This is a genomic window from Pseudomonas sp. Z18(2022), assembly GCF_036346535.1.
GTDB classification, from domain to species: domain Bacteria; phylum Pseudomonadota; class Gammaproteobacteria; order Pseudomonadales; family Pseudomonadaceae; genus Aquipseudomonas; species Aquipseudomonas yamanorum_A.
The window spans coordinates 53,458-79,291 of sequence record NZ_JAOTOA010000025.1; the positions used below are offsets into that span (position 1 = coordinate 53,458).

General features: G+C 61.6%; 25 protein-coding genes. 15 read left to right on the forward strand and 10 right to left on the reverse strand.

All coding sequences use genetic code 11. The features are described 5' to 3' along the window. Window positions 1-9 precede the first annotated feature (9 nt). On the reverse strand, window positions 10-1,740 hold the full coding sequence (locus V3W39_RS29440) for a fumarate reductase/succinate dehydrogenase flavoprotein subunit (RefSeq protein WP_177044282.1): 1,731 nt from the start codon (window positions 1,738-1,740) through the stop codon (window positions 10-12). Then, window positions 1,737-2,498: a GntR family transcriptional regulator gene (locus tag V3W39_RS29445; RefSeq protein WP_177077785.1), complete on the reverse strand. Its 762-nt coding sequence runs from the start codon at window positions 2,496-2,498 to the stop codon at window positions 1,737-1,739. The genes V3W39_RS29440 and V3W39_RS29445 overlap by 4 nt, the downstream gene beginning before the upstream one ends. 47 nt (window positions 2,499-2,545) lie before the next feature. Between V3W39_RS29445 and V3W39_RS29450 the strand changes: the two genes are divergently transcribed. The 3 genes from V3W39_RS29450 (at window position 2,546) to V3W39_RS29460 (ending at window position 3,953) form a co-directional block, all read left to right on the forward strand. After that, window positions 2,546-2,680 (forward strand): hypothetical protein, encoded by a 135-nt coding sequence (locus V3W39_RS29450; protein WP_330213878.1) that lies wholly within the window; start codon window positions 2,546-2,548, stop codon window positions 2,678-2,680. 43 nt (window positions 2,681-2,723) lie between these two features. After that, a complete protein-coding gene (locus V3W39_RS29455; protein WP_330213879.1) occupies window positions 2,724-2,996 on the forward strand; it encodes a DUF2790 domain-containing protein in 273 nt (90 codons plus the stop codon). A 99-nt stretch (window positions 2,997-3,095) separates the two neighbouring features. Then, entirely contained in the window at window positions 3,096-3,953 is an 858-nt protein-coding gene (locus V3W39_RS29460) for an SDR family oxidoreductase (protein ID WP_177044279.1), read from the forward strand. A 110-nt stretch (window positions 3,954-4,063) separates the two neighbouring features. Here the strand turns inward: V3W39_RS29460 and V3W39_RS29465 are convergent, their stop codons facing one another. From V3W39_RS29465 to V3W39_RS29475, 3 genes are all read right to left on the reverse strand, one after another. Next, window positions 4,064-4,288 (reverse strand): DUF2188 domain-containing protein, encoded by a 225-nt coding sequence (locus V3W39_RS29465; RefSeq protein ID WP_177044278.1) that lies wholly within the window; start codon window positions 4,286-4,288, stop codon window positions 4,064-4,066. Window positions 4,289-4,404: 116 nt separating this feature from the next. Then, window positions 4,405-5,319 carry a site-specific integrase gene (locus tag V3W39_RS29470; protein WP_177044277.1) on the reverse strand — a complete coding sequence of 305 codons (915 nt, stop codon included), beginning with the start codon at window positions 5,317-5,319 and terminating at the stop codon, window positions 4,405-4,407. A 104-nt stretch (window positions 5,320-5,423) separates the two neighbouring features. Continuing rightward, window positions 5,424-6,212 carry a M949_RS01915 family surface polysaccharide biosynthesis protein gene (locus tag V3W39_RS29475; RefSeq protein ID WP_330213880.1) on the reverse strand — a complete coding sequence of 263 codons (789 nt, stop codon included), beginning with the start codon at window positions 6,210-6,212 and terminating at the stop codon, window positions 5,424-5,426. A gap of 469 nt (window positions 6,213-6,681) precedes the next feature. On the opposite strand from V3W39_RS29475, the gene arnC reads away from it, so the two are divergent. The 12 genes from arnC to V3W39_RS29535 all read left to right on the forward strand — a co-directional run bounded on the left by arnC (window position 6,682) and on the right by V3W39_RS29535 (window position 19,949). Then, entirely contained in the window at window positions 6,682-7,716 is a 1,035-nt protein-coding gene (arnC, locus tag V3W39_RS29480; protein ID WP_330213881.1) for an undecaprenyl-phosphate 4-deoxy-4-formamido-L-arabinose transferase, read from the forward strand. After that, window positions 7,713-9,704 carry a bifunctional UDP-4-amino-4-deoxy-L-arabinose formyltransferase/UDP-glucuronic acid oxidase ArnA gene (gene arnA / locus V3W39_RS29485; protein WP_177044274.1) on the forward strand — a complete coding sequence of 664 codons (1,992 nt, stop codon included), beginning with the start codon at window positions 7,713-7,715 and terminating at the stop codon, window positions 9,702-9,704. The genes arnC and arnA overlap by 4 nt, the downstream gene beginning before the upstream one ends. Beyond that, complete coding sequence (arnD, locus tag V3W39_RS29490; RefSeq protein ID WP_177130455.1) at window positions 9,704-10,588, forward strand: 4-deoxy-4-formamido-L-arabinose-phosphoundecaprenol deformylase; 885 nt, start codon at window positions 9,704-9,706, stop codon at window positions 10,586-10,588. The genes arnA and arnD overlap by 1 nt, the downstream gene beginning before the upstream one ends. Then, window positions 10,585-12,240: a lipid IV(A) 4-amino-4-deoxy-L-arabinosyltransferase gene (gene arnT / locus V3W39_RS29495; RefSeq protein ID WP_259195684.1), complete on the forward strand. Its 1,656-nt coding sequence runs from the start codon at window positions 10,585-10,587 to the stop codon at window positions 12,238-12,240. Before arnD ends, arnT begins: the two co-directional genes overlap by 4 nt. After that, window positions 12,237-12,584: a 4-amino-4-deoxy-L-arabinose-phosphoundecaprenol flippase subunit ArnE gene (gene arnE / locus V3W39_RS29500; protein WP_330213882.1), complete on the forward strand. Its 348-nt coding sequence runs from the start codon at window positions 12,237-12,239 to the stop codon at window positions 12,582-12,584. The genes arnT and arnE overlap by 4 nt, the downstream gene beginning before the upstream one ends. Continuing rightward, on the forward strand, window positions 12,581-12,994 hold the full coding sequence (arnF, locus tag V3W39_RS29505) for a 4-amino-4-deoxy-L-arabinose-phosphoundecaprenol flippase subunit ArnF (RefSeq protein ID WP_177044270.1): 414 nt from the start codon (window positions 12,581-12,583) through the stop codon (window positions 12,992-12,994). The genes arnE and arnF overlap by 4 nt, the downstream gene beginning before the upstream one ends. Further along, window positions 12,991-14,370, forward strand: a complete 1,380-nt coding sequence (locus V3W39_RS29510; RefSeq protein ID WP_177044269.1) for a UDP-glucose dehydrogenase family protein — start codon at window positions 12,991-12,993, stop codon at window positions 14,368-14,370. The genes arnF and V3W39_RS29510 overlap by 4 nt, the downstream gene beginning before the upstream one ends. Window positions 14,371-14,373: 3 nt before the next feature. Continuing rightward, the gene (locus tag V3W39_RS29515; RefSeq protein ID WP_330213883.1) at window positions 14,374-15,996 is read left to right on the forward strand and encodes an ArnT family glycosyltransferase; all 1,623 of its coding nucleotides are present in this window, start codon (window positions 14,374-14,376) and stop codon (window positions 15,994-15,996) included. A gap of 498 nt (window positions 15,997-16,494) precedes the next feature. After that, a complete protein-coding gene (locus V3W39_RS29520) occupies window positions 16,495-16,674 on the forward strand; it encodes a type VI secretion system contractile sheath small subunit (protein WP_256348390.1) in 180 nt (59 codons plus the stop codon). A gap of 175 nt (window positions 16,675-16,849) precedes the next feature. Continuing rightward, window positions 16,850-17,554 (forward strand): HPP family protein, encoded by a 705-nt coding sequence (locus tag V3W39_RS29525; protein ID WP_330213884.1) that lies wholly within the window; start codon window positions 16,850-16,852, stop codon window positions 17,552-17,554. Between the two features lie 136 nt (window positions 17,555-17,690). Continuing rightward, the gene (locus tag V3W39_RS29530) at window positions 17,691-18,794 is read left to right on the forward strand and encodes an enoyl-CoA hydratase/isomerase family protein (protein ID WP_330213885.1); all 1,104 of its coding nucleotides are present in this window, start codon (window positions 17,691-17,693) and stop codon (window positions 18,792-18,794) included. Between the two features lie 3 nt (window positions 18,795-18,797). Next, window positions 18,798-19,949 (forward strand): acyl-CoA dehydrogenase family protein, encoded by a 1,152-nt coding sequence (locus V3W39_RS29535; RefSeq protein WP_330213886.1) that lies wholly within the window; start codon window positions 18,798-18,800, stop codon window positions 19,947-19,949. Between the two features lie 61 nt (window positions 19,950-20,010). Here V3W39_RS29535 and V3W39_RS29540 read toward each other — a convergent pair whose 3' ends face one another. Genes V3W39_RS29540 through V3W39_RS29560 form a run of 5 tightly spaced genes read right to left on the reverse strand, consistent with a single transcriptional unit; the run spans window position 20,011 to window position 25,566 of the window. After that, window positions 20,011-20,784, reverse strand: coding sequence for an enoyl-CoA hydratase (locus V3W39_RS29540; protein WP_177077797.1), 774 nt, complete (start codon window positions 20,782-20,784; stop codon window positions 20,011-20,013). Window positions 20,785-20,793: 9 nt separating this feature from the next. Next, window positions 20,794-21,921: an acyl-CoA dehydrogenase gene (locus V3W39_RS29545; protein ID WP_177044263.1), complete on the reverse strand. Its 1,128-nt coding sequence runs from the start codon at window positions 21,919-21,921 to the stop codon at window positions 20,794-20,796. Between the two features lie 9 nt (window positions 21,922-21,930). Then, on the reverse strand, window positions 21,931-23,115 hold the full coding sequence (locus V3W39_RS29550) for an acetyl-CoA C-acyltransferase (RefSeq protein WP_177044262.1): 1,185 nt from the start codon (window positions 23,113-23,115) through the stop codon (window positions 21,931-21,933). 11 nt (window positions 23,116-23,126) lie between these two features. Next, window positions 23,127-23,894 (reverse strand): SDR family NAD(P)-dependent oxidoreductase, encoded by a 768-nt coding sequence (locus tag V3W39_RS29555; protein WP_177077800.1) that lies wholly within the window; start codon window positions 23,892-23,894, stop codon window positions 23,127-23,129. 22 nt (window positions 23,895-23,916) lie between these two features. Continuing rightward, window positions 23,917-25,566: an AMP-binding protein gene (locus V3W39_RS29560; RefSeq protein WP_330213887.1), complete on the reverse strand. Its 1,650-nt coding sequence runs from the start codon at window positions 25,564-25,566 to the stop codon at window positions 23,917-23,919. Window positions 25,567-25,834: the final 268 nt, after the last annotated feature.

The following is a 25,834-nucleotide window of genomic DNA, read 5'->3' on the forward strand; positions in this document are numbered from 1 at the left end:
GGGGCACATTCAGGCGGCGTCAGCCCCTACGCGCAGGCGGTCGTAGGCCTGCATCTCTTCGGCGTCCAGCGGGATCACATAGGGCTCGACGGGTTTCTTGAAGCTGACCATCTGCCCGTCGTCGCCCTTTTTCAGGTGGCAATGGCAGAACCAGTCGGCGTCGTTGCGCTGCGGGTGATCGACCCGGTGGTGGTAAAGGCCCCAGCGGCTTTCGGCGCGGTACAGCGAGGCGCGGGCGGCCATTTCGGCGCAGTCGCGGATCACGCTGGTTTCCATGGCGCGCATCAATTCATGGGGGTTGTGCGCCTTCATCTGGTCCAGGTCGCGTTCGATGTCGGCAAAGCGTTGCAAGCCGATTTCCATCTTGCGGGTGACCTTGGGCGGTTGCAGGTAATCGTTGACGAAGCGGCGCAGCTTGTACTCGACCTGGGCCGGCGGCAGGCCGGTTTCGCGGTCCAGTGGCGCATAGACCCGAGCCTGTTCGGCGGCCACTTGCGCGGCATCCACGGCGCTGAACTCGCGCCCGGCCACAAAGCCTGCAGCGTTGGTGCCGGCGAACCAGCCATAGGTGAACGCACCCAGCATGTAGTTATGCGGCACCGCGGCCATGTCGCCAGCCGAATACAGGCCCTTGACCGACGTCTCGGCGCGCTCGTTGACCCACACGCCCGACGCCGAATGCCCGCTGCAAAAGCCGATCTCGGAGATGTGCATCTCGACCATCTGGCTGCGGTAGTCGGTGCCCCGGTTGGCGTGGAACTGGCCACGGCTGGGGCGCTCGTTGCTGTGCAGGATCTGTTCGATGTTCTGGATGGTTTCCTCGGCCAGGTGATCGAGCTTGAGAAACACCGGGCCGTTGCCGCTTTCCAGCTCCTGGTGGAACTCCCACATCATCTGCCCGCTCCAGTAGTCGCACTCGATGAAGCGTTCGCCCTTGTTGTTGGCGGTGTAGCCGCCCAGGGGCCCGGTGACATAGGCGCAGGCCGGACCGTTGTAATCCTTGATCAGCGGGTTGATCTGGAAGCATTCCAGGTTCGCCAGCTCGGCGCCGGCGTGGTAGGCCATGGCGTAGCCGTCGCCGGCGTTGGTCGGGTTTTCATAGGTGCCCATCAGGTAACCCGAGGACGGCAAGCCCAGGCGGCCGGCCGCGCCGCAGCACAGAATCACCGCCTTGGCCTTGATCACCTGAAAATCCGCAGTGCGGCAGTCAAACCCCATCACACCATTCACCGCGCCTTCGCTGTCGGTGAGCAGACGGGTGCACACCAGGCGGTTGGTGATGCTGACCCGGGCCCGCTTGAGCTGGCGATACAGCACCTTCTTGATGTCGTGCCCTTCCGGCATCGGCAATACGTAGGCGCCCATGTGGTGGACTTTCTTCACCGCGTAATCGCCGGTTTCGTCCTTCTCGAACTTCACGCCCCAGCGGTCCAGTTGCTCGATGGTTTCAAAACTGTGGGTCGCGTAGGCATACACCGCCGCCTGGTTGACGATGCCGTCGTTGGCAATCGTGATCTCCTTGGTGTACTGCTCCGGCGTTGAGTGGCCCGGGATAATCGCGTTGTTCAGCCCGTCCATGCCCATGCTGATGGCGCCGCTGCGCTTGACGTTGGCCTTGTCGATCAGCAACACCCGCAGGTCGCGGTTGGCCTCCTTGGCCTTGATCGCCGCCATGGGGCCGGCGGTGCCGCCGCCGATCACCACGATGTCGTATTCCAGTTCCAGGGTTTTGCGGCTCACGGGCGGCTACCTCGCTGACGGTCGATGCGCAGGCGATACTGAAAGGCATCACCGCGGTAATACAGGTGTTCAAAGTCCACGGGCTGGCCGTCTGCAGTATGAGTCAGGCGTTCGATGCGCATGATCGGCGAACCGGCCTCGACGTTCAGCGCCTGGGTCAGCTCGCTGTCAGCCAGCACCGCGTCAATCGCCACGTCGGCGTGGCCCAGTTGCAAGCCGCAGTCGTTCTCCAGGATCAGGAAGATGTCGCGGGTCACCAGATCGGCGTTTTCCAGGCGTTCGCCCAGGGCGTGGCTGAGGTAGGTGATTTCCAGCGACACCGGTTCGCGGTTGATCAGCCGTACGCGCTTGATCTGCGTGACCGTGGTGCCCTCCTCCACACCCAGGCGCTCGGCCACCAGTTTGTCCGCCGGCACAAAGCGGTAACTGCGCAGGCGGTTGATCACTTCATAGCCGCGCTCCGTCATGGACTCGCCCAACCCCTGCAAGGTGCTGACGTTCTGATAGGCCTTGGGCTTGGAGACAAAGGTACCTTTGCCGTGAATCTTGTAGATCAGGCCTTCCTTTTGCAGATCACCCAGCGCCTGGCGCACGGTGATGCGGCTGACCTTGAAGCGCGCGCCCAGTTCGCTTTCGGACGGCATCTGGGTGTTCGGCGCGTATTCACCATCGAGGATGCGGCTGCGCAGCAGATCCCGCAGTTGGGCATGCAACGGAATGCTGGACAGAGGAGATAAGGCGACGGTTGATTCGTTCATCAGGACCACTTGTCATAACGAGTTATGACGTGATCATAAGGAGTCTTATGAAAGGCGTGGAAATACCGATTTGGAATAAGGATATGGAAGCGCCGGCGCAGGAAAATCACGCCATCGATTTGACTGATGTCTGCTATTGCCTCGCAGTCGTTCATCCCCACGGCAAGCGCTTTGTAGAATGAACCCCACAGTCAACTCACCACCTGCGTGGTGTCGGAGGTTCCCATGCGTTATCTGCTTATCGCCGTGCTGGGCTTGTTCAGCACACTTGCCGTCGCCCAGGGCGAAACCCCGGCCCCAGCCGTGAGTGCCACTGCACCCGCGAGCGAGACATACGACTACTCCCAGGACCTGGATATCGCCAAGGTGGTACGCGTCAGTAGCGAATCCTCCACCGAGTGCGGTCCGGTCAAGGGCCACATGGTCTATATCGATAGCCATGGTGTACGTCACGAACTGGACTACATGCGCATGGGCGATGCCTGCCAGCACGGCTGATGGAAAACCACTCGTCGGGCCTGACGGGAATCGTTTACAACTATTGCCGCTGGAAAAATCACTAATCCATAGAACCCGTTGTGATCTATGGAGATTGAGATGACTGACTACCCACGCCCACCGTTCGCCAGCCAGGCCCAGTCCGTTCCCGGTTCCCAGAAGAAGATGGACCCCTACCCTGACTGCGGCGAGAAGAGCTACACCGGCTCTGGCCGCCTGGCCAACAAGATCGCCCTGATCACCGGTGCCGACAGCGGCATTGGCCGTGCCGTGGCGATTGCGTTTGCCCGTGAAGGGGCCGATGTGGCCATTGCTTATCTGGATGAGCATGAGGACGCCAAGGAGACCGCACGCTGGGTTGAAGAAGCCGGCCGCCAGTGCTTGCTGCTGCCCGGGGATATCGCGCAAAAGGCCACCTGCCAGGCGCTTGTCGATAAGACCGTCGAACAGTTCGGGCGCATTGATGTGCTGGTCAATAACGCGGCGTTCCAGATGACCCATGAGACCCTGGAAGAGATTCCCGATGAAGAATGGGTCAAGACCTTCGATATCAACATTACCGCGATGTTTCGCCTCTGCAAGGCAGCGCTGCCGCATATGAAGGCCGGCGGGTCGATCATCAATACCAGCTCGGTGAATTCCGATATGCCCAAGCCGACGTTGCTGGCGTATGCCGCCACCAAGGGTGCGATTGCCAACTTTACCGGCGGCCTGGCGCAACTGCTGGGCAGCAAGGGCATCCGGGTCAACAGCGTGGCGCCGGGGCCGATCTGGACACCGTTGATTGTCTCGACCATGCCCGAGGAAGACGTGAACAGCTTTGGCAGCGAGACGCCGCTGGGCCGCCCCGGGCAGCCGGTGGAAGTGGCGCCGATCTATGTGTTGCTGGCGTCGGATGAAGCGAGCTACATCTCGGGCTCGCGGTATGCGGTGACAGGTGGCAAGCCGATTCTCTAAATCGCAATGCAGGTACCCAGTGGCGAGGGAGCTTGCTCCCGTTGGGGTGCGAAGCGCCCCCAAAACCAGCGGGAGCAAGCTCCCTCGCCACCTGTTGGTATTTCAACCGTCTAACCGGGAGACTTTACCGGATCAGCCTTGCGCGGATACGTGCGCTCCTCCTGAATCCGCCCATCCATGCTGTGAATCCTCAGCGACGCCGTCTTGTCGCTGAGAAACTCCTTAGCCAACTCAACGATTGCCTCCTTGGTCTCCGCGGTTTTCGAAGGCCGGGCCGAGCCCTGCCTGGTCAGCGCCCAACCGGTGCCGGTTTTGTTGATGTTGTAGGTATCCATGGTCTGCTCCCTTGACTGAATGAACACGGCACGCGGCAAAACCCGCGCCCTCTGTATTGCGAGCGCAGGTGCCGGGCAGAGTTCAAGGCAGTTGGCGGCCCAGGTTACAGGCGGCGCTACAGGTCAAACCGATCCACCGCCCGGCGCCGCTCATTGTCGTCGCGCACGTCGTAGTTGGCGGTAGTCTGGATATTGGTGTGGTGCGCCAGCTTCTGGGCGATGGACAGGTCGTACTCTTCAATCACCCGGGTGATAAACGAACGCCGGAAATCATGGGGCATGATCTTCACCCCAACCTGTTCCCCACGCTGGCGGGCGATGTAGTAAATCGCATGTTTGGTGATGCGTTCCCGGGTGATATGGCTGCCCCGGCGAATACGGTTGAACAGGAAACCGTCGTCCTGTTCACCCGGTTTCAGCTGGCTGCGACGAAATTCCAGCCATGCGTCCAGCTTGGCAAAGGCCCAGGCCGGCGCGTACTTGATCAGTTGTTTGTTGCCCTTGCCGGTGACCTGCAGGCTGCGCTCTTCAAAGTTGACCTGGTTCAGCTCGATGTTCACCGACTCCGACTTGCGCATGCCCGAGCCATACAGGATCCCGATCACCGCCGCGTCCCGCAATCCCTGGGGCCGTGGGTCGGCGGCGCAGACGTCCATCAACTCACGAATCAACGTACGCCGCAGGTTGCGCCCCTGGCTCAGGCGGGTGCCGGCCATGGCCTTGACCGAGCGCATCTTCAGCAGGTGATCCTGGCTGATCAGGCTCATGCGCCAGGCTTCATTCATCACCCCGCGCACAGCGTTGACGTACAGCGACGAGGTGTTCGGCGCGTAGCCGTCTTCGCGCAGCACGGCCACCAGGGCCATGACCTGCTCGGGCTGCAGCAGGTGCCAGTCGATGTCTTCGAGGTTGATGTCTTCAAAGCCCAGGCGGTCGGCGGCGTCTTGCAGCACGTAGCGCATGGTCAGCTGGCTGGAGGGCGCCAGGCGGGTGAGATAGAGGGTCAGCGGGTTGCGGGTAGACTCAGTCAAGGTAGATCAGCCTTTGGATTAAATAAGCCGACTAACCATCTGATTAATCGACTTATTTATTGAATTGGCGAGCGCCGAGTCTAGCGCAGGTCAATCCCGAAGGGCTATTCCTGATCGTCTTCAGCCGGGGCCGGCGTCTGCTGCTGGCTCCAGTCGGTGTCCTGCTTCTGCATCAAGGCAAACCAGTGCTGGCGCATGAACTCCAGGTACGGTTTGGGCGCCTTGGCAAAGTCCTGCTCGTCGCCATAACAGCCCGGCAACGGCAACTCGGTGCCCTGCTCCTTGAACTGGCTGACCAGCGCTTGCTGGGCTGCAACGCTGCAATCCTTGGGCAATGGCATGCCTTGCAGGGCGCCGGCGTCCTCATCCCACCAACTGGCGCCATAACGGTCGATGCCGCGCAGGCGGTACTTCTGGGATTTGCCGATGTGCATGATCAGCTTGAAGTCGTTGGGGCTGACATCACTGGTGCAGGTGCGGCTATAGCCCACCGTGACCTGGCTGATGCCATCGCCCAGCAGGTCGGTGACCTGGGTGGCGTCGGTGTTGAAGTGCGCGCCGGCGTCGAATTCACAGTGCTGCACGTCGTCGTAGAGCATCCACAGCCGCTTGGGCCGGTCGCCGTCGAGCAGGTATTGGGCGGCATAGACAAAGGCCGACTGCGCGCCGTCGTCGTCGCGCTCGCTGACCTGTTCCGCCAGCACCAACAGGTTTTTGCCCTGTTTATCGCTCCAGGTGTAGACCCCGACCTGTTTACCCCGCACTTCCACGCCATCGGGCACCTGGTCGATGGCCGTCAGTGCCACACCGTCATCGGCCCGCACTACCGTGGCCCACGCCACGGACATCAACAACACCATCAACATTGGCCGTAAACGCTGCACGCTATTCATCCGACTGCCCTGGCAAGAGATGGCTTACTTTACCGGCACTTGCACGGCATTGCAGAGAAGATTCTTCAGGAACGAACTAACACTCAGAAAAAGTCTAATCCTTGTCTGCGCGCGGCCAGGACAGCATTGTCCGTGTTCCTGCTGTTTAGCTGAACACTAGCTGTCTACCTGCCAAAAAAACGACTTTTTCATCTGCGTTTCATATTCGTTGAACATTTTTGCGCTTAATCTTGGCGGCACGACTTGAGAGCGAACCGTACTTTGCAGGTTAACTCGTTGATTCCGCTTTACCTTTGAGCGTTTTGGTCTTTACTCACGTAAGCCATGGAAGACCCACTGTGACCTGTCAGGACTGTCGAATGAATGCCACAAACCAACGCTATCTTTGATCGGATGCCCGTCATCCGAGGCTGATGATAACTGCTGTGTTTACGCTCCAAGTTGCTCTAACCCCCGAGGTAATGAATCTTTGAAACCCTATCCAATTCATTGCGTGTCGATCGTTATCCCGGTCTACAACGAACAAGAAAGCCTGCCTGAATTGCTGCGTCGCACCATGGCCGCCTGCAAACAACTGGCTTACGAATACGAAATCATCCTGGTGGATGACGGCAGCCGCGACAACTCCGCGCAATTGCTCGAAGACGCCGCCGCTCTTGAAGGCAGCAACGTGGTCGCGGTGATCCTCAACCGCAACTACGGCCAGCACGCCGCGATCATGGCCGGCTTCGAACATTGCCGGGGCGACGTCGTGATCACCCTGGACGCCGACCTGCAAAACCCGCCGGAAGAAATCCCGCGCCTGGTCGAACAGGCCGCCCTGGGCTACGACGTGGTTGCCACCGTGCGCAACAACCGCCAGGACTCGGCCTTCCGCCGCTGGCCGTCGCGCCTGATCAACCTCGCCGTGCAACGCTCCACCGGCGTGGCCATGAGCGACTACGGCTGCATGCTGCGCGCTTACCGGCGCACCATCGTCGACGCAATGCTGGCCTGCCGCGAGCGCAGCACCTTCATCCCGATCCTGGCCAACAGCTTTGCACGCCACACCACGGAAATCCTGGTGCACCACGCCGAGCGTGAACACGGCGAGTCCAAATACAGCCCGATGCGCCTGATCAGCCTGATGTTCGACCTGCTGACCTGCATGACCACCACGCCACTGCGCCTGTTGAGCATCGTCGGTTTCAGCCTGGCGGCCCTGGGCATGCTCTTCGCCTTTGCGCTGATTGTGCTGCGCATTGCCTTCGGCTCCGGCTGGGCCGGCGACGGCATGTTCGTGCTGTTCGCCATATTGTTCGTGTTCACCGGTGGCCAGTTCATCGGCATGGGCCTTTTGGGTGAATACCTGGGCCGCATGTACAGCGATGTGCGGGCCCGCCCACGGTTCTTTATCGAAAAAGTGTTGCGCAACCAGCCGGCAACACCGGCCGAGACCTTTACGGTCGATGGCCTGACCTCCTCCCACACCTCTACTTCTCCTTCCGATCAGGTTTCGTCATGAATTCAAAAGCTGTTGTCTTCGCTTACCACGATATTGGCTGTGCAGGCATCGAAGCCCTGCTCAATGCGGGTTACGAAATTGCTGCCGTGTTCACCCATGCCGATGATCCCAAGGAAAACAATTTCTACGGTTCCGTCGCGCAGCTGTGCGCCCGCAACGGCATCCCGGTGCACGCCCCGGAAGACGCCAACCACCCGCTGTGGATCGAGCGCATCGCCAAGCTGAACCCGGACTACATCTTCTCGTTCTACTACCGCAACCTGCTGAGCGAAGCCCTGCTGGCCACCGCCAAGAAAGGCGCGTTCAACCTGCACGGTTCCCTGCTGCCTAAATACCGTGGCCGCGCACCGGCCAACTGGGTGCTGGTCAACGGCGAAACCGAAACCGGCGTAACCCTGCACCGCATGGTCAAGCGTGCCGATGCCGGCGCGATCCTGGCCCAGCAGAAAGTCGTGATCGACCGCACCGACACCGGCCTGACCCTGCACGCCAAACTGCGTGACGCCGCCACCAGCCTGCTGCGCGACGCCCTGCCACAACTGGCTCAGGGCAAGCTGGCTGAAACCGCACAAGACGAAAGCCAAGCCACCTACTTCGGTCGTCGTACCGCAGCAGACGGCAAGCTGGACTGGAAAAAACCGGCTGAAGAACTGTTCAACCTGGTGCGTGCCGTTACCCAGCCATACCCGGGCGCCTTCTGCGCCGTGGGCGAGCACAAGCTGATCGTCTGGAGTGCTGAGGTCGTTAAAGGCAACGAAGGCCTGGCCCCTGGCCGCGTGATCAGCGTCAACCCGCTGCGCATCGCCTGCGGTGAAGACTCCCTGGTGGTCAAGTTTGGCCAGCGCAACGAAAACGGCCTGTACCTGGCGGGCCCTTCCCTGGCCGATGAACTGGGCCTGGTGGACGGTTCCGTATTGCGCGGCGCCGAGTCCGGCCGCAAGCCACGCCGTACCCGCGTGCTGATCCTGGGTGTGAACGGCTTCATCGGTAACCACCTGTCCGAGCGTCTGCTGCGTGACGACCGCTACGAGATCTACGGCCTGGACATCGGTTCCGACGCCATCGAGCGCCTGCGCAGCCACCCGAACTTCCATTACGTGGAAGGCGACATCAGCATTCACTCCGAGTGGATCGAGTACCACATCAAGAAGTGCGACGTGGTCCTGCCGCTGGTGGCCATCGCCACCCCGATCGAATACACCCGCAACCCGCTGCGCGTATTTGAACTGGACTTCGAAGAGAACCTGAAACTGGTTCGCTACTGCGTGAAGTACAACAAGCGCGTGATCTTCCCGTCGACCTCCGAAGTGTATGGCATGTGCCAGGACCAGTACTTCGACGAAGACACCTCCAACCTGGTGGTGGGCCCGGTCAACAAGCAGCGCTGGATCTACTCGGTCTCCAAGCAACTGCTGGACCGCGTGATCTGGGCCTACGGCGACAAAGGCCTGAAGTTCACCCTGTTCCGTCCATTCAACTGGATGGGCCCGCGCCTGGACCGTCTGGACTCGGCCCGTATCGGCAGCTCCCGCGCCATCACCCAGCTGATTCTCAACCTGGTGGAAGGCACGCCAATCCGTCTGTTCGACGGCGGCGAGCAGAAGCGTTGCTTCACTGACATCGCCGACGGCATCGAGGCCCTGGCGCGCATCATTGATAACGACAACGATAACTGCAACGGCCAGATCATCAACATCGGCAACCCGGAAAACGAAGCCAGCATCCGTCAGTTGGGCGAAGAGCTGCTGCGTCAGTTCGAAGCTCACCCGCTGCGCGCCAACTTCCCTCCGTTCGCCGGTTTCCGCGACGTAGAGAGCAAGGCGTTCTACGGCACCGGTTACCAGGACGTGGCGCACCGCAAGCCAAGCATCGACAACGCCAAGCGCCTGCTGAACTGGGAGCCTACCGTGGAGATGAGCGAAACCATCGGCAACACCCTGGATTTCTTCCTGCGTGAGGCCATGCTCGAAATCGCGGACAAGCGTTAATGCAGGCCGGTCTACGCATCGACGTCGACACCTACCGAGGCACCCGTGAAGGGGTGCCAAGGTTGTTGGAGTCACTGGATGAAGCCGGGGTCAAGGCGACCTTTTTCTTCAGCGTCGGGCCGGACAACATGGGGCGCCACTTGTGGCGCCTGATCCGCCCGCAGTTCCTGTGGAAAATGCTGCGCTCCAACGCTGCCGGCCTGTACGGCTGGGATATTTTGCTGGCCGGCACCGCCTGGCCGGGCAAACCCATTGGCCGCGACCTGGGGCACCTGATGCGCCAGGCCAAGGCTGCCGGACATGAAGTCGGCCTGCACGCCTGGGATCACCATGGCTGGCAGGCCAACACCGGAAGCTGGAGCGACAAACAGCTGGTCGAACAGATCCGCCGTGGCGTCGACACCTTGAGCGACATCCTCGGTGAGCGCATCGACTGTTCAGCCGCCGCCGGCTGGCGTGCCGATGAGCGTGTGGTGCAAGCCAAGCAACAGTTCAACTTCCGTTACAACAGCGATTGCCGTGGTACCAGCCTGTTCCGGCCCACCCTGGCGGATGGCAGTGCCGGCACGCCTCAAATTCCGGTGGACATGCCGACCTTCGACGAAGTCGTGGGCCCGGTGGTGGCCGCCAAGGATTTCAATGCGTTCATCCTCGACCGCTTCAAGCCGTCGAAGCTCAACGTCTATACGATCCACGCAGAAGTAGAAGGGATTCTGATGGCCAATGATTTTCGCCAGTTGCTCGCCCAGGCAGGGCAGCGCGGCATCGAGTTCAAACCGTTGGGCGACCTGTTGCCCGCCGACGTGACCACCCTGCCCCAGCAACAGCTGGTGCGCGGTGTGCTGAGCGGCCGTGAAGGCTGGCTCGGAGTGCAAAAGGCATGATCCGGCGCTGGGCCCTGCCCCTGCTCCTGCTGGCTTTCGGGGTGTTCTACCTGATCCCGTTGGCCACCCACGGCTTGTGGATTCCCGACGAAACCCGCTATGCGCAGATCAGTCAGGAAATGCTGCTGACCGGCAAATGGGCCTCGCCGCACTTCATGGGGATTCGCTACTTCGAAAAACCCGCTGCCGGGTACTGGATGATCGCGCTGGGCCAGGCGATATTCGGCCAGAACCTGTTCGGCGTGCGTTTCGCCTCGGCCCTGAGCACCGGCTTGAGCATTCTGCTGGTGTACGGCGTGGCCCGGCGCTTGTGGAACGACCCGCGCAAGAGCCTGGTCAGCACCGTGCTGTACATGAGTTTCGTCAGCGTCGCGTTCCTGGCGGGCTACGCCAACCTCGACCCGCAGTTCACCTTCTGGGTCAACCTGACCGGGGCCGCACTGTGGTTCTGCGCCGACAGCACTACCACCCGTGGCCGCCTGTGGTCGTGGGCCTTGCTCGGGTTCGCCTGCGGCATGGGCTTCATGACCAAGGGTTTCCTGGCGTGGTTGCTGCCGGTGCTGATCGCCCTGCCCTACATGATCTGGCAAAAACGCTTTCGTGAACTGCTCACCTATGGCCTGGTGGCCGTGGTGGTGGCGATTGTCGTCAGCCTGCCGTGGGCGCTGATGGTGCATGCCCAGGAGCCGGATTACTGGAACTTCTTCTTCTGGCACGAGCACATCCAGCGTTTTGCCGGTGAAGACGCCCAGCACTCCGAACCTTTCTGGTACTACCTGCCGCTGATGGTGGCGTTCGTTCTGCCGTGGATGGCCCTGCTGCCGTCCACCGTCAAACAGGCGTGGCTGGAAAAGCGCAGTGCCAAGATCGCCTTCCTGCTGTTCTGGCTGCTGATGCCTTTGGCGTTCTTCAGCCTGGCCAAGGGCAAGCTGCCGTCATACATCATGCCGTGCCTGCTGCCACTGGCGTTGCTGATGGGCCATACCCTGGCCGACAAGCTGGCTCAGGCCCGTGGCCGCGTGCTGCGCATCAACGGCTGGCTGAACCTGATCATCGGCGTGCTGGGGCTGCTGGCCCTGACCTGGTTCCAATTGAAGAAGCCGGTGTATGAGCACGGCCAGGAAACCTTGAGCCTGGTGCTGGTGTTCATCTTCCTGTTCGGCTGGATCATCGCCAACCTGCTGCAAGCCGCCCGCCCGTTGCATATGTGGGCCGCGCCGGTGATCGGCAGCTGGTTGCTGGTGGCCCTGGTGCCGGCCGCGCTGCCGCACTCGGTGGTTTATAACAAGACCCCCGACCAGTTCATCATCGACCACCTCCAGGAGCTGCAGCCAACCACCGCGTTGCTGAGCAACGACCTGGGTGCGGCCTCGGCGTTGTCGTGGCGCCTGCAGCGTCCCGAAGTGATGCTCTACAACACCGTTGGCGAAGTGAAATACGGCATCGCCTTCCCGGACACCGCTTACCGCAAGATCGATGCCGCCCATGTCGAGCAATGGATGACTGATGCGCGCAAACAGGGTTCGGTGGGCGTGGTGATGCGGGTCAAGGGTGATGACGAGCGCCAGGAAGTGGAGCTGCTGCCCAAAGATGGCAAGCGTTACGAGCAGGGCAATATCGTGATTCTGATCTTCCCGCAGAGTGCGCCATGACCACGTTGCTGCTGTTGTTGGCCGCCTGCCTGCTGACCTGCATGGGCCAGGTGTCGCAGAAATACGCGGTTGAAGGCTGGCGCGACCAACCCGACGGTTGGGCCTTGAAGCTGCGCTCGCCGTGGTTGTGGTCCGCGCTGGTATGCCTGGGCCTGGGCCTGTTGGTGTGGCTGCTGGTGCTGCAACGCCTGGAAGTCGGCATCGCTTACCCAATGCTCAGCCTTAATTTTGTGCTGGTGACCCTGGTGGCGCGTTTTGTATTCCACGAACACATCGATGGCCGCCACTGGTTCGGCGTGCTGCTGGTGATTGCCGGTGTGGTGTTGCTGGGGCGCCAGGTATGAGTCGCGCGCGCGGTTTTGCCCTGGCCCTGGGCAGCGTTGCACTGGTGAGCGGTGCGCAGTTGGGCATGCGCTGGAGCATGACGCGCCTGCCGCTGCCCACCGAATGGCTGACAGCCTTCAACGCCGGCGCCATCGACTTCGGCGCACTGGGCGTGGTGACCCTGGCGATCATCGCCTATGCGCTGTCGATGCTCTGCTGGCTCGGCGCGCTGAAAGATTTGCCACTGGGCCGCGCGTATTCGCTGCTCAGCATCAGCTACGCGCTGGTGTACCTGCTGGCGGCCAGCCTGCCGGTGTTCAACGAACATTTTTCGGTTTCAAAAACTGCGGGAGTGGCCTTGGTCATTCTCGGAGTCCTGACTATCAACTCTCGTCGTGCTAGCACCACAAGTCCCAGGAATGCCCCATGAAAATCAGTGTATTTGGTAGCGGTTACGTCGGTCTGGTGCAGGCCACCGTGTTGGCCGAAGTCGGCCACGATGTCATCTGCATGGACGTAGACGAGAACAAGGTCAAGTTGCTGCAACAAGGCCACGTGAGCATTTTTGAGCCGGGCCTGGCGGCCATGGTCAAGGAAAACCTCGAAGGCGGTCGCCTGACGTTTACCTATGACGAGAAACTCGCCGTTGAACACGGCGAAGTGCTGTTCATTGCCGTGGGCACGCCTTCGGATGAAGACGGTTCGGCCGACCTCAAGTACGTGCTGTCGGTAGGTGACGCGGTGGCCCGTCACCGGATCGAACCGGTGATCCTGGTGGAAAAATCCACCGTGCCCGTCGGCACCGGCGACACCTTGCGCGCGCATATGGAAAAGGCCCTGCACCTTGCCGGCCGCCACCTGGAGTTCGATATCGTCTCCAACCCGGAATTCCTCAAGGAAGGCTCGGCCGTGGCCGACTGCCGCCGCCCGGACCGCATCGTCATCGGCTGTGAACGTGAAGAGGTGCGCGAGGTGATGCGCGAACTGTACGCACCGTTCAACCGCAACCACGACCGCATCATCTTCATGGACCTGCGCAGCGCCGAACTGACCAAGTACGCCGCCAACTGCATGCTGGCCACCAAGATCAGCTTTATCAACCAGATCGCCGAGCTGGCCGAACACCTGGGCGCCGATATCGAAGCGGTGCGCCTGGGCATTGGTGCCGACTCGCGCATTGGTTACCACTTTATCTACCCGGGCTGCGGTTATGGCGGCTCGTGCTTCCCCAAGGACATGCGTGCCCTGATCCACAGCGCCAAGGCGGCCAACTGCTCCAGCGACCTGCTGGAAGCCGTGGAAGCCATCAACCAGCGCCAGAAGAGCAAGCTGTTCGAACGCGCCAACGCGTTCTTCAAGGGCGACCTCAAGGGCAAGACCTTCGCCTTGTGGGGCCTGGCCTTCAAACCCAACACCGACGACATGCGCGATGCGCCAAGCCGAGTACTGATGGAAGCCCTGTGGGCCGCCGGCGCCAATGTGCGCGCGTTTGACCCCGAAGCCATGCAGGAAACCCAACGCATCTACGGCGATGACCCGCGCCTGATGCTGATGGGCACCCCGGAATCGACCCTCAGCGGCTCCGACGCCTTGATCATTTGCACCGAATGGCAGCAGTTCAAGGCCCCGGATTTCGACTTGATCCAGCAACGCCTGAAAACCCCGGTGATCTTCGACGGCCGCAACCTGTACGACGGCGAGCGCCTGGCGCGCAAAGGCATCCAGTACTTCCCGATGGGCCGCGGCGATTCCTGCAATTTGCCGATCCCCCAGCAAAACTGGGTGCCTCAGGCCGAGGAAGCCTAAGACGTGGACAAAGCTCATCCGCCCCTGCTCAGCCCGACGATCCGCCGCCACTCATGGGTAATGGGGCTCCTGGCTCTGGTCCTGTTTGTCGCGGGCAACTGGAACCAGGCAATCATCGGCTTTGATTCGCGCTTCGTACTGTTCGCCCAGGAGATGCTGCGCCATGGGCCTGGGTTCTTCCCGACGACATACGGGCAACCGTATGCCGATTACCTGGCCACCTCGACGCTGATGACCTGGCTGCTGTCCCTGCCTCTCGGGCAGGTCACCAGCCTGACGGCCTGGCTGCCCACGGCCATCGCTTCGGCGCTGATCGTGGTGCTGGTGTACCGGCTGACGGCACCCTACTCACGGCGCTGGGCGCTGCTGAGCATCGCGGTGATGCTGCTCAGCAGTACCTTCATCAGCGAAACCCGCGCCGTGTCCCTCGACCAGATGCTGGCCGCCGTGGCCCTGGCAGTGTTTTACCTGGGGTATGCCCATGACCACTTCGGCGCCGGCAAACGCCTGCACTGGCTGTTTCTGCTGCTGATCCTGGGCTTCGCAATCCGCGGGCCGATCGGCCTGGTGATTCCCACCGGCATGCTCTGCAGTTATTACCTGATCAATCGCCAATGGCGGCAGCTGTTCAGTTTTGGCCTGTTGGCGCTGGCGTTGCTGGCCGCGTGTGTCGGCCTGCTGTTGCTGCTGGCCAAGCTCAGCGGTGGCGAAGTGTTCATGCAGGACGTGATCCGCATGCAGTTCCTCGGCCGTATGGACGGTACTGAAGGTTCCGGCAGCGTGCTGTATTACTTCACCAGTTCGCTGGGCAACTACGCCCCGGCATACCCGCTGGCCATACTGGCGCTGATTGCGATTGCCGCAGGCGGCCGCGAAAACAAGGGGCCGGCGCTGAAACTGGTGCTGTACTGCCTCGCAGCGAGCCTGATCGTGATGATCGGCCTGTCGGTACCCCAGGCGAAAAAGGCTCGCTATGTGCTGCCGATGCTGCCGATGGCGGCGATCATCGCCGCGTATCCGTTCCAGGTCTCACGCGGGCGGCTGTTCGCCGGGCTGCGCTGGCTGATGCTGGCGCTTTGGACCGTGGTTCCAGGGTTGCTGATCGCAGGCTTGTTCGTGGCGCGTCATCGCTTCCCGGAGCAGATCGGCAGCCTCAATCCGGTGTTCGGCATCCTGATCGCGTTCCAGACCCTGGCACTGGTGTTTCTTTTCAAACCGCGCCTTCGCTACCTGGGCCCCGCTTTGGGTGCGGTGCTGGCTGTGTGGCTGACGTATATCGTGATGGTCGAGCCCCTGACGCGTCGTTTGTATGACACCCGCACCTTTACCCTTCAGGCCCAGGCGCTGATCCAGCAGGAACGCGCGCCGTTGGTGCTGCACGCGCTGGGCAAGGACGCGAAAGCCATCAAGTTCGTGGTCAACCTCGATTGCGACCGGGTGCCGCTGTTTACCCAACTGCCCGCCGAGTTGACACCGATTCAGGCGCCGGCCTGGCTGATCATGAGCCAGGCGGACTTTGAAGGGTTGACTGATCCCCGGTTTCGCTCACTGGTGCCGGTACTGACCGGGCAGTTCGACAAGAACCCGTATGTGCTGCTGCACTTGGTTAAACTCCCTCAGCCTTGATAACTGGCGGTAGGATAAGCGGGCAATCCGCTTGTCCTGCCGCCAGACGCATAAGTAGCTTCGGACCACTGTGCATGTAAGAAACTTCTTTGCCCAACAACTTCTGCAACTTTCTAGATAGTAACTATCGAGAAAAATCCTACGCATCTATACGTAACCAGCGATGCAACTCCCCTTCCCGCTCAAAGTCCCCAACTGTAGACTCGCCAGCCAAGTGAGTTAATTAGTTACTACCTTCCAGGTATTTCCAGTATCGCCAAACGCTCGCCCCAGGGCCTTCATGACAATATTGAAAGAAACAACAAAACGCCCGTTATAGACAGAGCTGCAATAACAATAAATAAGTTCAAACAGCATTTAACCTGCCGTTTATTTCATCTAGAGGAATGCTCCGTGTCCGATCAACCATTGCCCGACCCCTCTGTTGCGACAGGTTTGCCACCCACAGACCAGACAGCGCCTGCACAGGTCAATGTCGGCTACGTCGCCATTCCCAAACTGGATCGGCTGATGGAACTGCGCGATGCGCTGGTGGTGCTCAAGGGGCCGCTGGCCAACAATCCATCATTGAGGGAGAACGTACAGAACCTGCTGATCAACGAGGAAACCAATGACCGGGTGCTGGGCAAGATCAGTAGCCCCCTGCCACGCCCAACCGGGTTGATACCCTTTGGCTGAGACCGGTTAACTGCAAAAATACTGCATTTGACCTGCATTAATATGCATTGGCGGCAACCTTGCTCGATGGGCACACTGCGCAGGTTCCTCCCCCAAATGCAGGAACTTTTTTGAAGGGCTTTTCCGGGAAACCAGACAAGCCTTTTTTTTCGCCCGTTTTATGGATCTCTCGTTAATGCTTGCTCGCTGGTTACCCGCTGCCGTCAACACCCGCCCCGCCGAATGGAGCCGTGCCGCCATCGGCATGGCCCTGGGCACACTGTTCAGTGTCTGGGTATGTGCCCAATTATTCGGCATGGAGGTGGCGTTGCACCTCATCGGCCCGCTCGGGGCATCGGCCGTGTTGCTGTTTGCCGTGTCATCGGGCGCGTTGGCGCAACCCTGGTCGATCATCGGCAGCTACTTGTGTGCCGCCATTGTTGCGTTGCTGGTGGCCCGGGTGCTGGGACGTACCCTGGGCAGCGCGTGCCTGGCCGCCGGGATGACCGTGATCCTGATCTGCTGGCTGCGTTGCCTGCACCCGCCTGCGGGTGGGCTGGCCATGAGCCTGGTGCTGGCGGACCCCGCCTCCATCGCCCTGGGCTGGCAGGAAGTGGCCGCGGTCATGCTGGGCGCCGCCGCCCTGCTCGCGTGCGCCCTGGCGTACAACAACGCGACACGCACGCGTTACCCCAAAGGCGCCAGCGAAGCCGCCGCGCCGAACTTTATGGCAACGGTCACCGACACCCCCGGCATCAGCGCCGAAGACCTCAAGCAGGCACTGGCCGAGCGCGAGCAGTTCGTGGATGTGACCCCACAGGAGCTGGAAGAGCTGATCCAGGCCAGCGAGCGGTATGCCCGGCGGCGTGCAATCGGGGCGGTTTTCCAACGCCAGGGGTGATGCCGTCCCTCATGCAAAAATGCAAAAACGACCTGCAGGATTCCGACTTGTACTTGGCAAATTTGCACTGGTACGATCGCGAGATGGTTCGCCCGCGAACATCTTGATAAAGAACAATAAAAGCAGGGAGTTAGAGATGACTGCTCAGGTTTCATCCGAGGCAAGCAGCGCCGGGATCGTGCATGACGAGGTCCTGGCTGAAGTCCGCAACCACATAGGTCACCTGACCCTCAATCGCCCCGCCGGCCTGAATGCCATTACCCTGGACATGGTCCGCAGCCTCAGCCGGCATTTGCAGGCCTGGGCAAACGACCCCCAGGTGCACGCCGTGGTGTTGCGCGGCGCCGGGGAAAAAGCCTTCTGCGCTGGCGGCGACATTCGTTCGTTGTACGACAGCTTCAAGAGCGGCGACACCCTCCATGAAGACTTCTTCGTCGAGGAATACGCCCTCGACCTCGCCATTCACCACTACCGCAAGCCAGTCCTGGCGTTGATGGACGGCTTTGTCCTCGGTGGCGGCATGGGCCTGGTGCAAGGCGCCGACCTGCGAGTGGTCACCGAACGCAGCCGCCTGGCGATGCCGGAAGTGGCCATCGGCTATTTCCCTGACGTGGGCGGCAGCTACTTCCTGCCGCGTATTCCCGGCGAACTGGGGATCTACCTCGGTGTGACCGGCGTGCAGATCCGGGCGGCCGACGCCCTGTATTGCGGGCTTGCCGACTGGTACCTCGACAGCGCCAAGCTGAGCGAGCTCGATCAGCGCCTGGACCGCCTGAAATGGCACGATTCACCCCTCAAGGACCTGCAAGGCCTGCTGGCCGGCCTGGCGGTGCAGCAATTGCCCGATGCGCCACTGGCCGCACTTCGCCCGGCTATCGATCACTTCTTTGCCTTGCCGGACGTACCGAGCATCGTCGAGCAGTTGCAGCAAGTCACCGTCGCCGACAGCCATGACTGGGCATTGACCACCGCCAGCCTGATGCAAACCCGCTCGCCCCTGGCCATGGCCGTCACCCTGCAGATGCTGCGCCGTGGCCGTCATCTGCACCTGGAGCAGTGCTTCGCCCTGGAATTGCACCTGGACCGCCAATGGTTCGCCCGGGGCGACCTGATCGAAGGCGTGCGCGCCCTGCTGATCGACAAGGACAAAACCCCTCGCTGGAACCCTCCGACCCTCCAGGCGTTGGAGGCTGATCATGTCGAGAGCTTCTTCCGCGACTTCGATAAGAACGAGAAATAAGTCATGCAAGATATTGAATTTACTGAAGAACAGATAATGATCCGCGACATGGCTCGGGACTTTGCCCGTGGCGAAATTGCGCCTCACGCCCAGGCGTGGGAAAAGGCCGGCTGGATTGACGATGCCCTGGTGGCCAAGATGGGCGAGCTGGGGTTGCTGGGCATGGTGGTCCCCGAGGAATGGGGCGGCACTTACGTCGACTACGTGGCCTACGCACTGGCGGTAGAAGAGATTTCTGCCGGTGACGGCGCCACCGGCGCCCTGATGAGTATCCATAATTCAGTGGGTTGCGGGCCAATCCTCAACTACGGCTCACAGGAGCAGAAGGAAACCTGGCTGGCCGAACTGGCCAGCGGCCAGGCCATCGGCTGCTTCTGCCTCACCGAGCCCCAGGCCGGTTCCGAAGCCCATAACCTGCGTACCCGCGCCGAACTGCGGGACGGCCAGTGGGTCATCAACGGCGCCAAGCAATTTGTCAGCAACGGCAAGCGCGCCAAACTGGCGATCGTGTTTGCAGTGACCGACCCGGACCTGGGCAAGAAAGGCATCTCGGCATTCCTCGTGCCCACCAGCACCCCGGGCTTCGTGGTCGACCGTACCGAACACAAGATGGGCATTCGTGCCTCCGACACCTGCGCCGTCACGCTCAACCAATGCACCGTGCCTGAAGCCAACCTGCTGGGCGAACGCGGCAAAGGCCTGGCCATCGCCCTGTCCAACCTTGAAGGCGGGCGCATCGGGATTGCCGCCCAGGCCCTGGGGATCGCCCGGGCCGCCTTTGAAGCGGCACTGGCCTATGCCCGTGACCGGGTGCAGTTCGACAAGGCGATCATTGAGCACCAGAGCGTGGCCAACCTGCTGGCCGATATGCAAACCCGCCTCAACGCTGCGCGCTTGTTGATCCTGCATGCCGCCCGCTTGCGCAGTGCCGGCAAGCCGTGCCTGTCGGAAGCGTCCCAGGCCAAGCTGTTTGCCTCGGAAATGGCCGAGAAGGTGTGCTCCTCAGCGATGCAGATTCATGGGGGTTATGGCTATCTGGAAGATTACCCGGTGGAGCGTTACTACCGGGATGCGCGGATTACCCAGATCTACGAAGGCACCAGCGAGATCCAGCGGATGGTGATTGCTAGAGAATTGAAGAACTATCAGCTGTAACCAGCTGACTTTACTAAGAAATATGGGAGCTTATTAGCTCCCATATTTTTGATCTGCCTTTTTACTTGTCCTTGAACTCCGGCGTGCGCTTGGCCACAAACGCCGCCATCCCTTCCTTCTGGTCCAGCGTGGCAAATGCCGCGTGGAACACCCGGCGCTCAAAGCGCACACCTTCAGACAGGCTCACTTCAAACGCGCGGTTGACGCTTTCCTTGACCATCATGCTGATGGGCACCGACTTGCTGGCGATCAGGGTCGCGACTTTCAGCGCTTCATCCAGCAGCTCATCCGCCGGCACGATCCGCGCCACAATCCCGCAACGCTCGGCCTCCACCGCATCGATAAACCGCCCGGTCAGGCACATTTCCATGGCCTTGGCCTTGCCCACGGCGCGGGTCAGGCGCTGGGTGCCGCCCATGCCCGGCAGCACGCCGAGGTTGATTTCCGGCTGGCCGAACTTGGCGTTGTCACCGGCCAGGATAAAGTCGCACATCAACGCCAGCTCACACCCGCCCCCCAGGGCAAAACCGTTAACGGCAGCGATGATCGGCTTGCGGCGGTTGGCCACGCGGTCGCTGTCGCTGAACAGGTCATCGAGATAGATCTGCGGATAGGTCAGCTCGGCCATTTCCTTGATGTCGGCGCCGGCGGCAAAGGCTTTTTTCGAGCCGGCAAGCACGATGCAGCCGATTTCCGGGTTGGCTTCCAGGCTGTCCAGCGCCTGGTTCAGCTCGCTGACCAGCTGTGCGTTGAGGGCGTTCAGCGCCTGTGGGCGATTAAGAGTGATCAGCCCGACACGGCCCTGGACGTCCAGCAAAATGGTTTCGTAACTCATAGATGCTCCTCAGAGATTGCGTGAAATGACCATGCGTTGAATATCGCTGGTGCCTTCGTAAATCTGGCAGACCCGCACATCGCGGTAGATCCGCTCCAGGGGAAAGTCGCTCAGGTAACCGTAACCGCCGAGGGTTTGCAATGCTTGCGAGCAGACCTTTTCGGCCATTTCCGAAGCAAACAGCTTGGCCATGGATGCTTCCACCAGCGCCGGCTGGCCGCTGTCACGCAGGGCGGCGGCGTAATGCACCATCTGCCGGGCGACCGCGATTTGCGTCGCCATGTCCGCCAGGCGGAACGCCACGGCCTGGTGCTCGATGATCGGCTTGCCAAAGCTTTCCCGCTCGCGGGCGTAATCCCGCGCAGCCTCGAACGCCGCCCGCGCCATGCCCACTGCCTGGGAGGCAATACCGACGCGTCCGCCTTCAAGGTTGGCCAGGGCGATCCGGTAGCCTTCGCCCTCCTCGCCCAAGCGATTGGCCACCGGCACCTTCACGTCCTCAAACAGTATCTGGCAGGTGTCGGAAGCGTGCTGGCCGAGTTTGTCCTCGACCCGTGCCACGCTGTAGCCCGGCGAATCGGTAGGCACGATAAACGCACTGATGCCCCGTTTGCCGGCGGCCGGATCGGTGACGGCGAACACAATCACGACCCCGGCGTTTTGCCCGGAGGTGATGAACTGTTTGCAGCCATTCAATACATAGTGATCGCCTTCCAGCCGGGCGCGGGTTTTCAGGCTGCTGGCGTCGGAACCGGCCTGGGGCTCGGTCAAGGCAAACGCGCCGAGCATCGCACCGCTGGCCAGGGGCTTGAGGAATTGCTCTTTCTGCTGGTCAGTGCCGAACTTGAGGATCGGCACGCAGCCCACGGAGTTGTGCACGCTCATGATGGTCGAGCAGGCGCCATCGCCGGCGGCGATTTCTTCCAGGGTCATGGCGTAGGCCAGGTAGCCGGTGTCGCAGCCACCCCATTGTTCCGGGACCAGCATGCCGAAAAAGCCCAGCTCGGCCATTTCACCGATGGCTTCCTTGGGAAACCGGTGTTCGCGGTCCCACTCGGCGGCGAAGGGTTTGAGCCGCTCCTGGGCAAATTGCCGGGCGGCTTCGCGGATCTGCAGTTGTTCGTCATTCGGGAGCATAGGTGTTCCTTAATACAGGCATTCAACGGCCATGGCCGTGGCTTCGCCGCCGCCGATGCAGATCGCCGCAACACCGCGCTTGAGGCCTTTCTGGCGCAGGGCCGAGAGCAGGGTCACCAGGATCCGCGCACCGGACGCACCGATCGGGTGGCCCAGGGCGCAGGCACCACCGTGGATATTGACCTTGCTGTGGGGAATCTCCAGCTTGCTCATGGTCACCAGGCTCACCACGGCGAAGGCTTCGTTGATTTCAAACAGGTCGACCTCATCGAGGTTCCAGCCGGTCTTGGTCATCAGTTTGCGGATCGCACCCACCGGTGCCACCGGGAACAGGCCTGGCTCGTCGGCAAAGGCTGCGTGGCCGTGGATCACCGCAAGCGGCTTGAGCCCGCGTTTGTGGGCTTCGGATTCACGCATCAGCAGCAACGCCGCCGCACCGTCGGAAATCGAGCTGGAGTTGGCCGCCGTCACGGTGCCGCCTTCGCGGAAAGCCGGCTTCAAGGTAGCGATCTTGTCCAGCTTGGCCTTGGGCGGCTGTTCGTCGTGGGTGATGGTTTTCTGTTCCTTGCCCACGGTGACCTGCACCGGGACGATTTCGGCAATGAAGTTGCCGTCGGTGATCGCCTGTTGCGCGCGGGTCAGGGACGCAATGGCGAACGCGTCCTGGGCCTCGCGGGAAAAACCGTTGTGCTCGGCGCAGTCCTCGGCAAAGGTGCCCATCAGGCGGCCCTTGTCGTAGGCGTCTTCGAGGCCGTCGAGGAACATGTGGTCGAGTACCCGGCCGTGGCCCATGCGGTAGCCGCTGCGGGCGCGGTCCAGCAGGTACGGGGCGTTGGACATGCTCTCCATGCCACCGGCGATCACCACCTCCACACTGCCCGCCAGCAGCGAGTCATGGGCCAGGATGGTGGCCTCCATACCGGAGCCGCACATCTTGTTGAGGGTGGTGCAGCGGGTGGATTTATCCAGGCCAGCGCCCAGTGCCGCCTGGCGTGCAGGCGCCTGGCCGAGACCGGCCGGCAGTACGCAACCGAACAGCACTTCGTCCACCGCATCGGTGGCGATACCGGCACGTTCGACCGCAGCACGTATCGCCGCCGCACCCAGTTGCGGGGCAGTCAGGCCCTTGAGGTCGCCCTGGAACCCGCCCATGGGCGTACGTACTGCGCTGACAATAACGATTGGATCAGTCATGAAAAATCTCCTTATTTGGCCGCCATGCGCAAGGCACCGTCGAGACGGATCACCTCGCCGTTGAGCATGCTGTTTTCAATGATATGCCGCACCAGCGCCGCGTACTCGCTCGGCTTGCCCAGGCGCGGCGGGAATGGCACGCCGGCGGCCAGGGACTCGCGCACTTCTGGCGTCATGCCGGCCATCATCGGTGTTTCGAAAATGCCGGGGGCGATGGTCATCACCCGAATCCCGTAGCGCGCCAGCTCACGGGCGGCGGGCAAGGTCAGGCTGGCGATCGCGCCCTTGGAGGCGGCATAGGCTGCCTGGCCAATCTGGCCGTCAAAGGCCGCCACCGAAGCGGTGTTGATGATCACACCGCGCTCGCCGTCGGCATTTGCCTCGGTTTCAGCGATGGCCGCTGCGGCCAGGCGCAGCAGGTTGAAGCTGCCGATCAGGTTGACGTTGATCACCTGGGCGAAGTTGGCCAATACGTGCGGGCCATTTTTGCCGAGGATCTTCTCGCCACGGACCACGCCGGCGCAGTTGACCAACCCATGCAAACCACCAAAGGCGGCCACGGTGGCCTGCACCGCCGCTTCGGCGGCGGCTTCCTGGCTGATGTCCGCGACGACGCTGCGGGCCTGCCCGCCGAGCTTCTGCGCCTGGGCGGCGACCGCGTCGGCGTTCAAATCCACCAGCATCACCTTGGCACCGGCCGCCACCAGCATCTCGGCCGTCGCCGCGCCGAGGCCGGAAGCGCCACCGCTGACCAGAAAAACCTTGTTCTCAATCTGCATCACTGTTTCCTTGAAAAGGGGGTCACGCCGTGGCCGCCTGGGCCTTGGCAATTTCCTGATTACGCAAAATGAAGCGTTGCAGCTTGCCGCTCGGGGTCTTGGGCAGCTCGCTGACAAATTCGATTTCCCGTGGGTACGCGTGGGCGGCCAGACGCTTGCGCACGTGCTGGCGCAGCTCTTCGGCCAGGGCCGGCTCGGCGCGGTATTGCTCGCTGAGCACCACAAAGGCTTTGACGATCTCGGTGCGCTCCGGGCATGGCTTGCCCACCACCGCGGCTTCCACGACTGCGGGGTGCTCGATCAACGCGCTTTCCACGTCGAACGGGCCTACACGGTAGCCGGAGGTGGTGATCACATCGTCGCTGCGCCCGACAAAGCTGATGCTGCCGTCGGGGTTCAGCTCCACCGTATCGCCGCTGAGGTAATACTTGCCGACAAAGGCCTTGGTCTTGACCCCGTCGTAGCCGGCGAACCAGCACATCGGCGATTGCTCGCGGTCGATGGCGAGGATGCCCGGCTGGCCGGCCGGCAGTTCCTGATGGTTGTCGTCCAGCACCACGATGCGGTGGCCCGGCGAGGCAAAGCCGGCGGAACCGACGTGCACCGGGTGCTCCAGGCCGTGATGGTTGCACAGCACCATGCCCAGCTCGGTCTGGCCATAGTGGTCGTGTATGGTCACGCCGAGGTTGTCGGCGAACCAGCGGATCACTTCCGGGTTCAATGGCTCGCCGGCGCTGCTGACAATGCGCAGCTTGCCCTTGATCGACTTGGCGAACTGCTCGCCGCCGGCAATCAGCAGGCGGTAGGCCGTCGGGGAACCGGTGAGGTTGGTGATCCCGTATTTATTGATGACGCGGCAGGTGCTTTCGAGGGTGAACGGGCCATCGTAGAAGGTGATCGGGTGGCCCATGGACAACGGCCCGGTGACGCCGAAATAGATGCCGTAGGCCCAGCCTGGGTCGGCGACGTTCCAGAATGCGTCTTCGGGGCGCAGGTCCACGGCGTCGCGGGTGTAGCTCTGGAACGCGACGATGGCCTTGAGCGGTACGGCCAGGGCTTTGGAGGGGCCGGTGGTGCCGGAGGTGAACATCAGCAGGAATGGATCTTCGGCGCCCAGCAGCACCGGCTCGCAGGCGTTGGAATAGTTGGGCAGTTCGGCCCAGAAGCTGAAATCGCCGCGCACGATGCCTTCGCACTGAGGGCCGGCGACGGTGACGATGGTTGGGCAGTCGGCTACTTCCATGAGCTTGGGGCGGTTTACTGCGTCGGTCACCACCAGTGCGGCGCCTGAGCTGGTCAGGCGGTGTTCGATGGCCTTGGGGCCGAAGGCGGTGAACAGCGGCTGATAGACCGCGCCGATGCGCCAGGTGGCGAAGACGACAACCAGTAACTCGGCGGTACGTGGCAGCAGGCCGGCGACCTTGTCACCGCGCTTTACGCCCTGGGCCAGGAGGAAGTTGGCGAAGCGGGCGGCCTGGTCTTGCAATTGGGTGAAGGTGGAGGTGGCGCTGCGGCCGTCCTTGCCCTCCCAGAACAGCGCGATGCGGCCGGGTAATGCGTGGCGGTCGCAACATTCGACACAGGCGTTGAGTGCCTGCAGGTTGCCCGACAGGGCGGCGTCGACGGTGTGTTGGTAGTTGAATTGGGTGGTGGCAGCCGAGTAATCACGCATCGCTTCAAATCCCTGTGTGTTTTTTTGTTTTCAGGATGGGTACGTAGACCGGTGAAATAGTCGCTCTAGAGGGCTGGGCGGGCAATGGTCAAAGCTTTCAACTTGGGTGACTGGTTTGGCCAAGGTTTTTTTGTGGGCGTGGGTGGGTGGGTGTACATATCCGTTGTTTTTGTAACGGCCGATATGGGTTCCGCTCTTACAGCGGCTCACTTTTGAAAAGCGCAAAAGTAAGCAAAACGCTCTTGCCCCACCACTCGGCACCTCGCTT

What these genes read in the sequence shown, in the direction of transcription:
- V3W39_RS29445 (WP_177077785.1), bottom strand. Translation starts at nt 2,498, where the DNA reads ATGAACGAATCAACCGTCGCCTTATCTCCTCTGTCCAGCATTCCGTTG.
- V3W39_RS29450 (WP_330213878.1), top strand. Translation starts at nt 2,546, where the DNA reads ATGAAAGGCGTGGAAATACCGATTTGGAATAAGGATATGGAAGCGCCG.
- V3W39_RS29455 (WP_330213879.1), top strand. Translation starts at nt 2,724, where the DNA reads ATGCGTTATCTGCTTATCGCCGTGCTGGGCTTGTTCAGCACACTTGCC.
- V3W39_RS29460 (WP_177044279.1), top strand. Translation starts at nt 3,096, where the DNA reads ATGACTGACTACCCACGCCCACCGTTCGCCAGCCAGGCCCAGTCCGTT.
- V3W39_RS29465 (WP_177044278.1), bottom strand. Translation starts at nt 4,288, where the DNA reads ATGGATACCTACAACATCAACAAAACCGGCACCGGTTGGGCGCTGACC.
- V3W39_RS29475 (WP_330213880.1), bottom strand. Translation starts at nt 6,212, where the DNA reads ATGAATAGCGTGCAGCGTTTACGGCCAATGTTGATGGTGTTGTTGATG.
- arnA (WP_177044274.1), top strand. Translation starts at nt 7,713, where the DNA reads ATGAATTCAAAAGCTGTTGTCTTCGCTTACCACGATATTGGCTGTGCA.
- arnD (WP_177130455.1), top strand. Translation starts at nt 9,704, where the DNA reads ATGCAGGCCGGTCTACGCATCGACGTCGACACCTACCGAGGCACCCGT.
- arnT (WP_259195684.1), top strand. Translation starts at nt 10,585, where the DNA reads ATGATCCGGCGCTGGGCCCTGCCCCTGCTCCTGCTGGCTTTCGGGGTG.
- arnE (WP_330213882.1), top strand. Translation starts at nt 12,237, where the DNA reads ATGACCACGTTGCTGCTGTTGTTGGCCGCCTGCCTGCTGACCTGCATG.
- arnF (WP_177044270.1), top strand. Translation starts at nt 12,581, where the DNA reads ATGAGTCGCGCGCGCGGTTTTGCCCTGGCCCTGGGCAGCGTTGCACTG.
- V3W39_RS29510 (WP_177044269.1), top strand. Translation starts at nt 12,991, where the DNA reads ATGAAAATCAGTGTATTTGGTAGCGGTTACGTCGGTCTGGTGCAGGCC.
- V3W39_RS29525 (WP_330213884.1), top strand. Translation starts at nt 16,850, where the DNA reads ATGCTTGCTCGCTGGTTACCCGCTGCCGTCAACACCCGCCCCGCCGAA.
- V3W39_RS29530 (WP_330213885.1), top strand. Translation starts at nt 17,691, where the DNA reads ATGACTGCTCAGGTTTCATCCGAGGCAAGCAGCGCCGGGATCGTGCAT.
- V3W39_RS29535 (WP_330213886.1), top strand. Translation starts at nt 18,798, where the DNA reads ATGCAAGATATTGAATTTACTGAAGAACAGATAATGATCCGCGACATG.
- V3W39_RS29540 (WP_177077797.1), bottom strand. Translation starts at nt 20,784, where the DNA reads ATGAGTTACGAAACCATTTTGCTGGACGTCCAGGGCCGTGTCGGGCTG.
- V3W39_RS29545 (WP_177044263.1), bottom strand. Translation starts at nt 21,921, where the DNA reads ATGCTCCCGAATGACGAACAACTGCAGATCCGCGAAGCCGCCCGGCAA.
- V3W39_RS29550 (WP_177044262.1), bottom strand. Translation starts at nt 23,115, where the DNA reads ATGACTGATCCAATCGTTATTGTCAGCGCAGTACGTACGCCCATGGGC.
- V3W39_RS29555 (WP_177077800.1), bottom strand. Translation starts at nt 23,894, where the DNA reads ATGCAGATTGAGAACAAGGTTTTTCTGGTCAGCGGTGGCGCTTCCGGC.
- V3W39_RS29560 (WP_330213887.1), bottom strand. Translation starts at nt 25,566, where the DNA reads ATGCGTGATTACTCGGCTGCCACCACCCAATTCAACTACCAACACACC.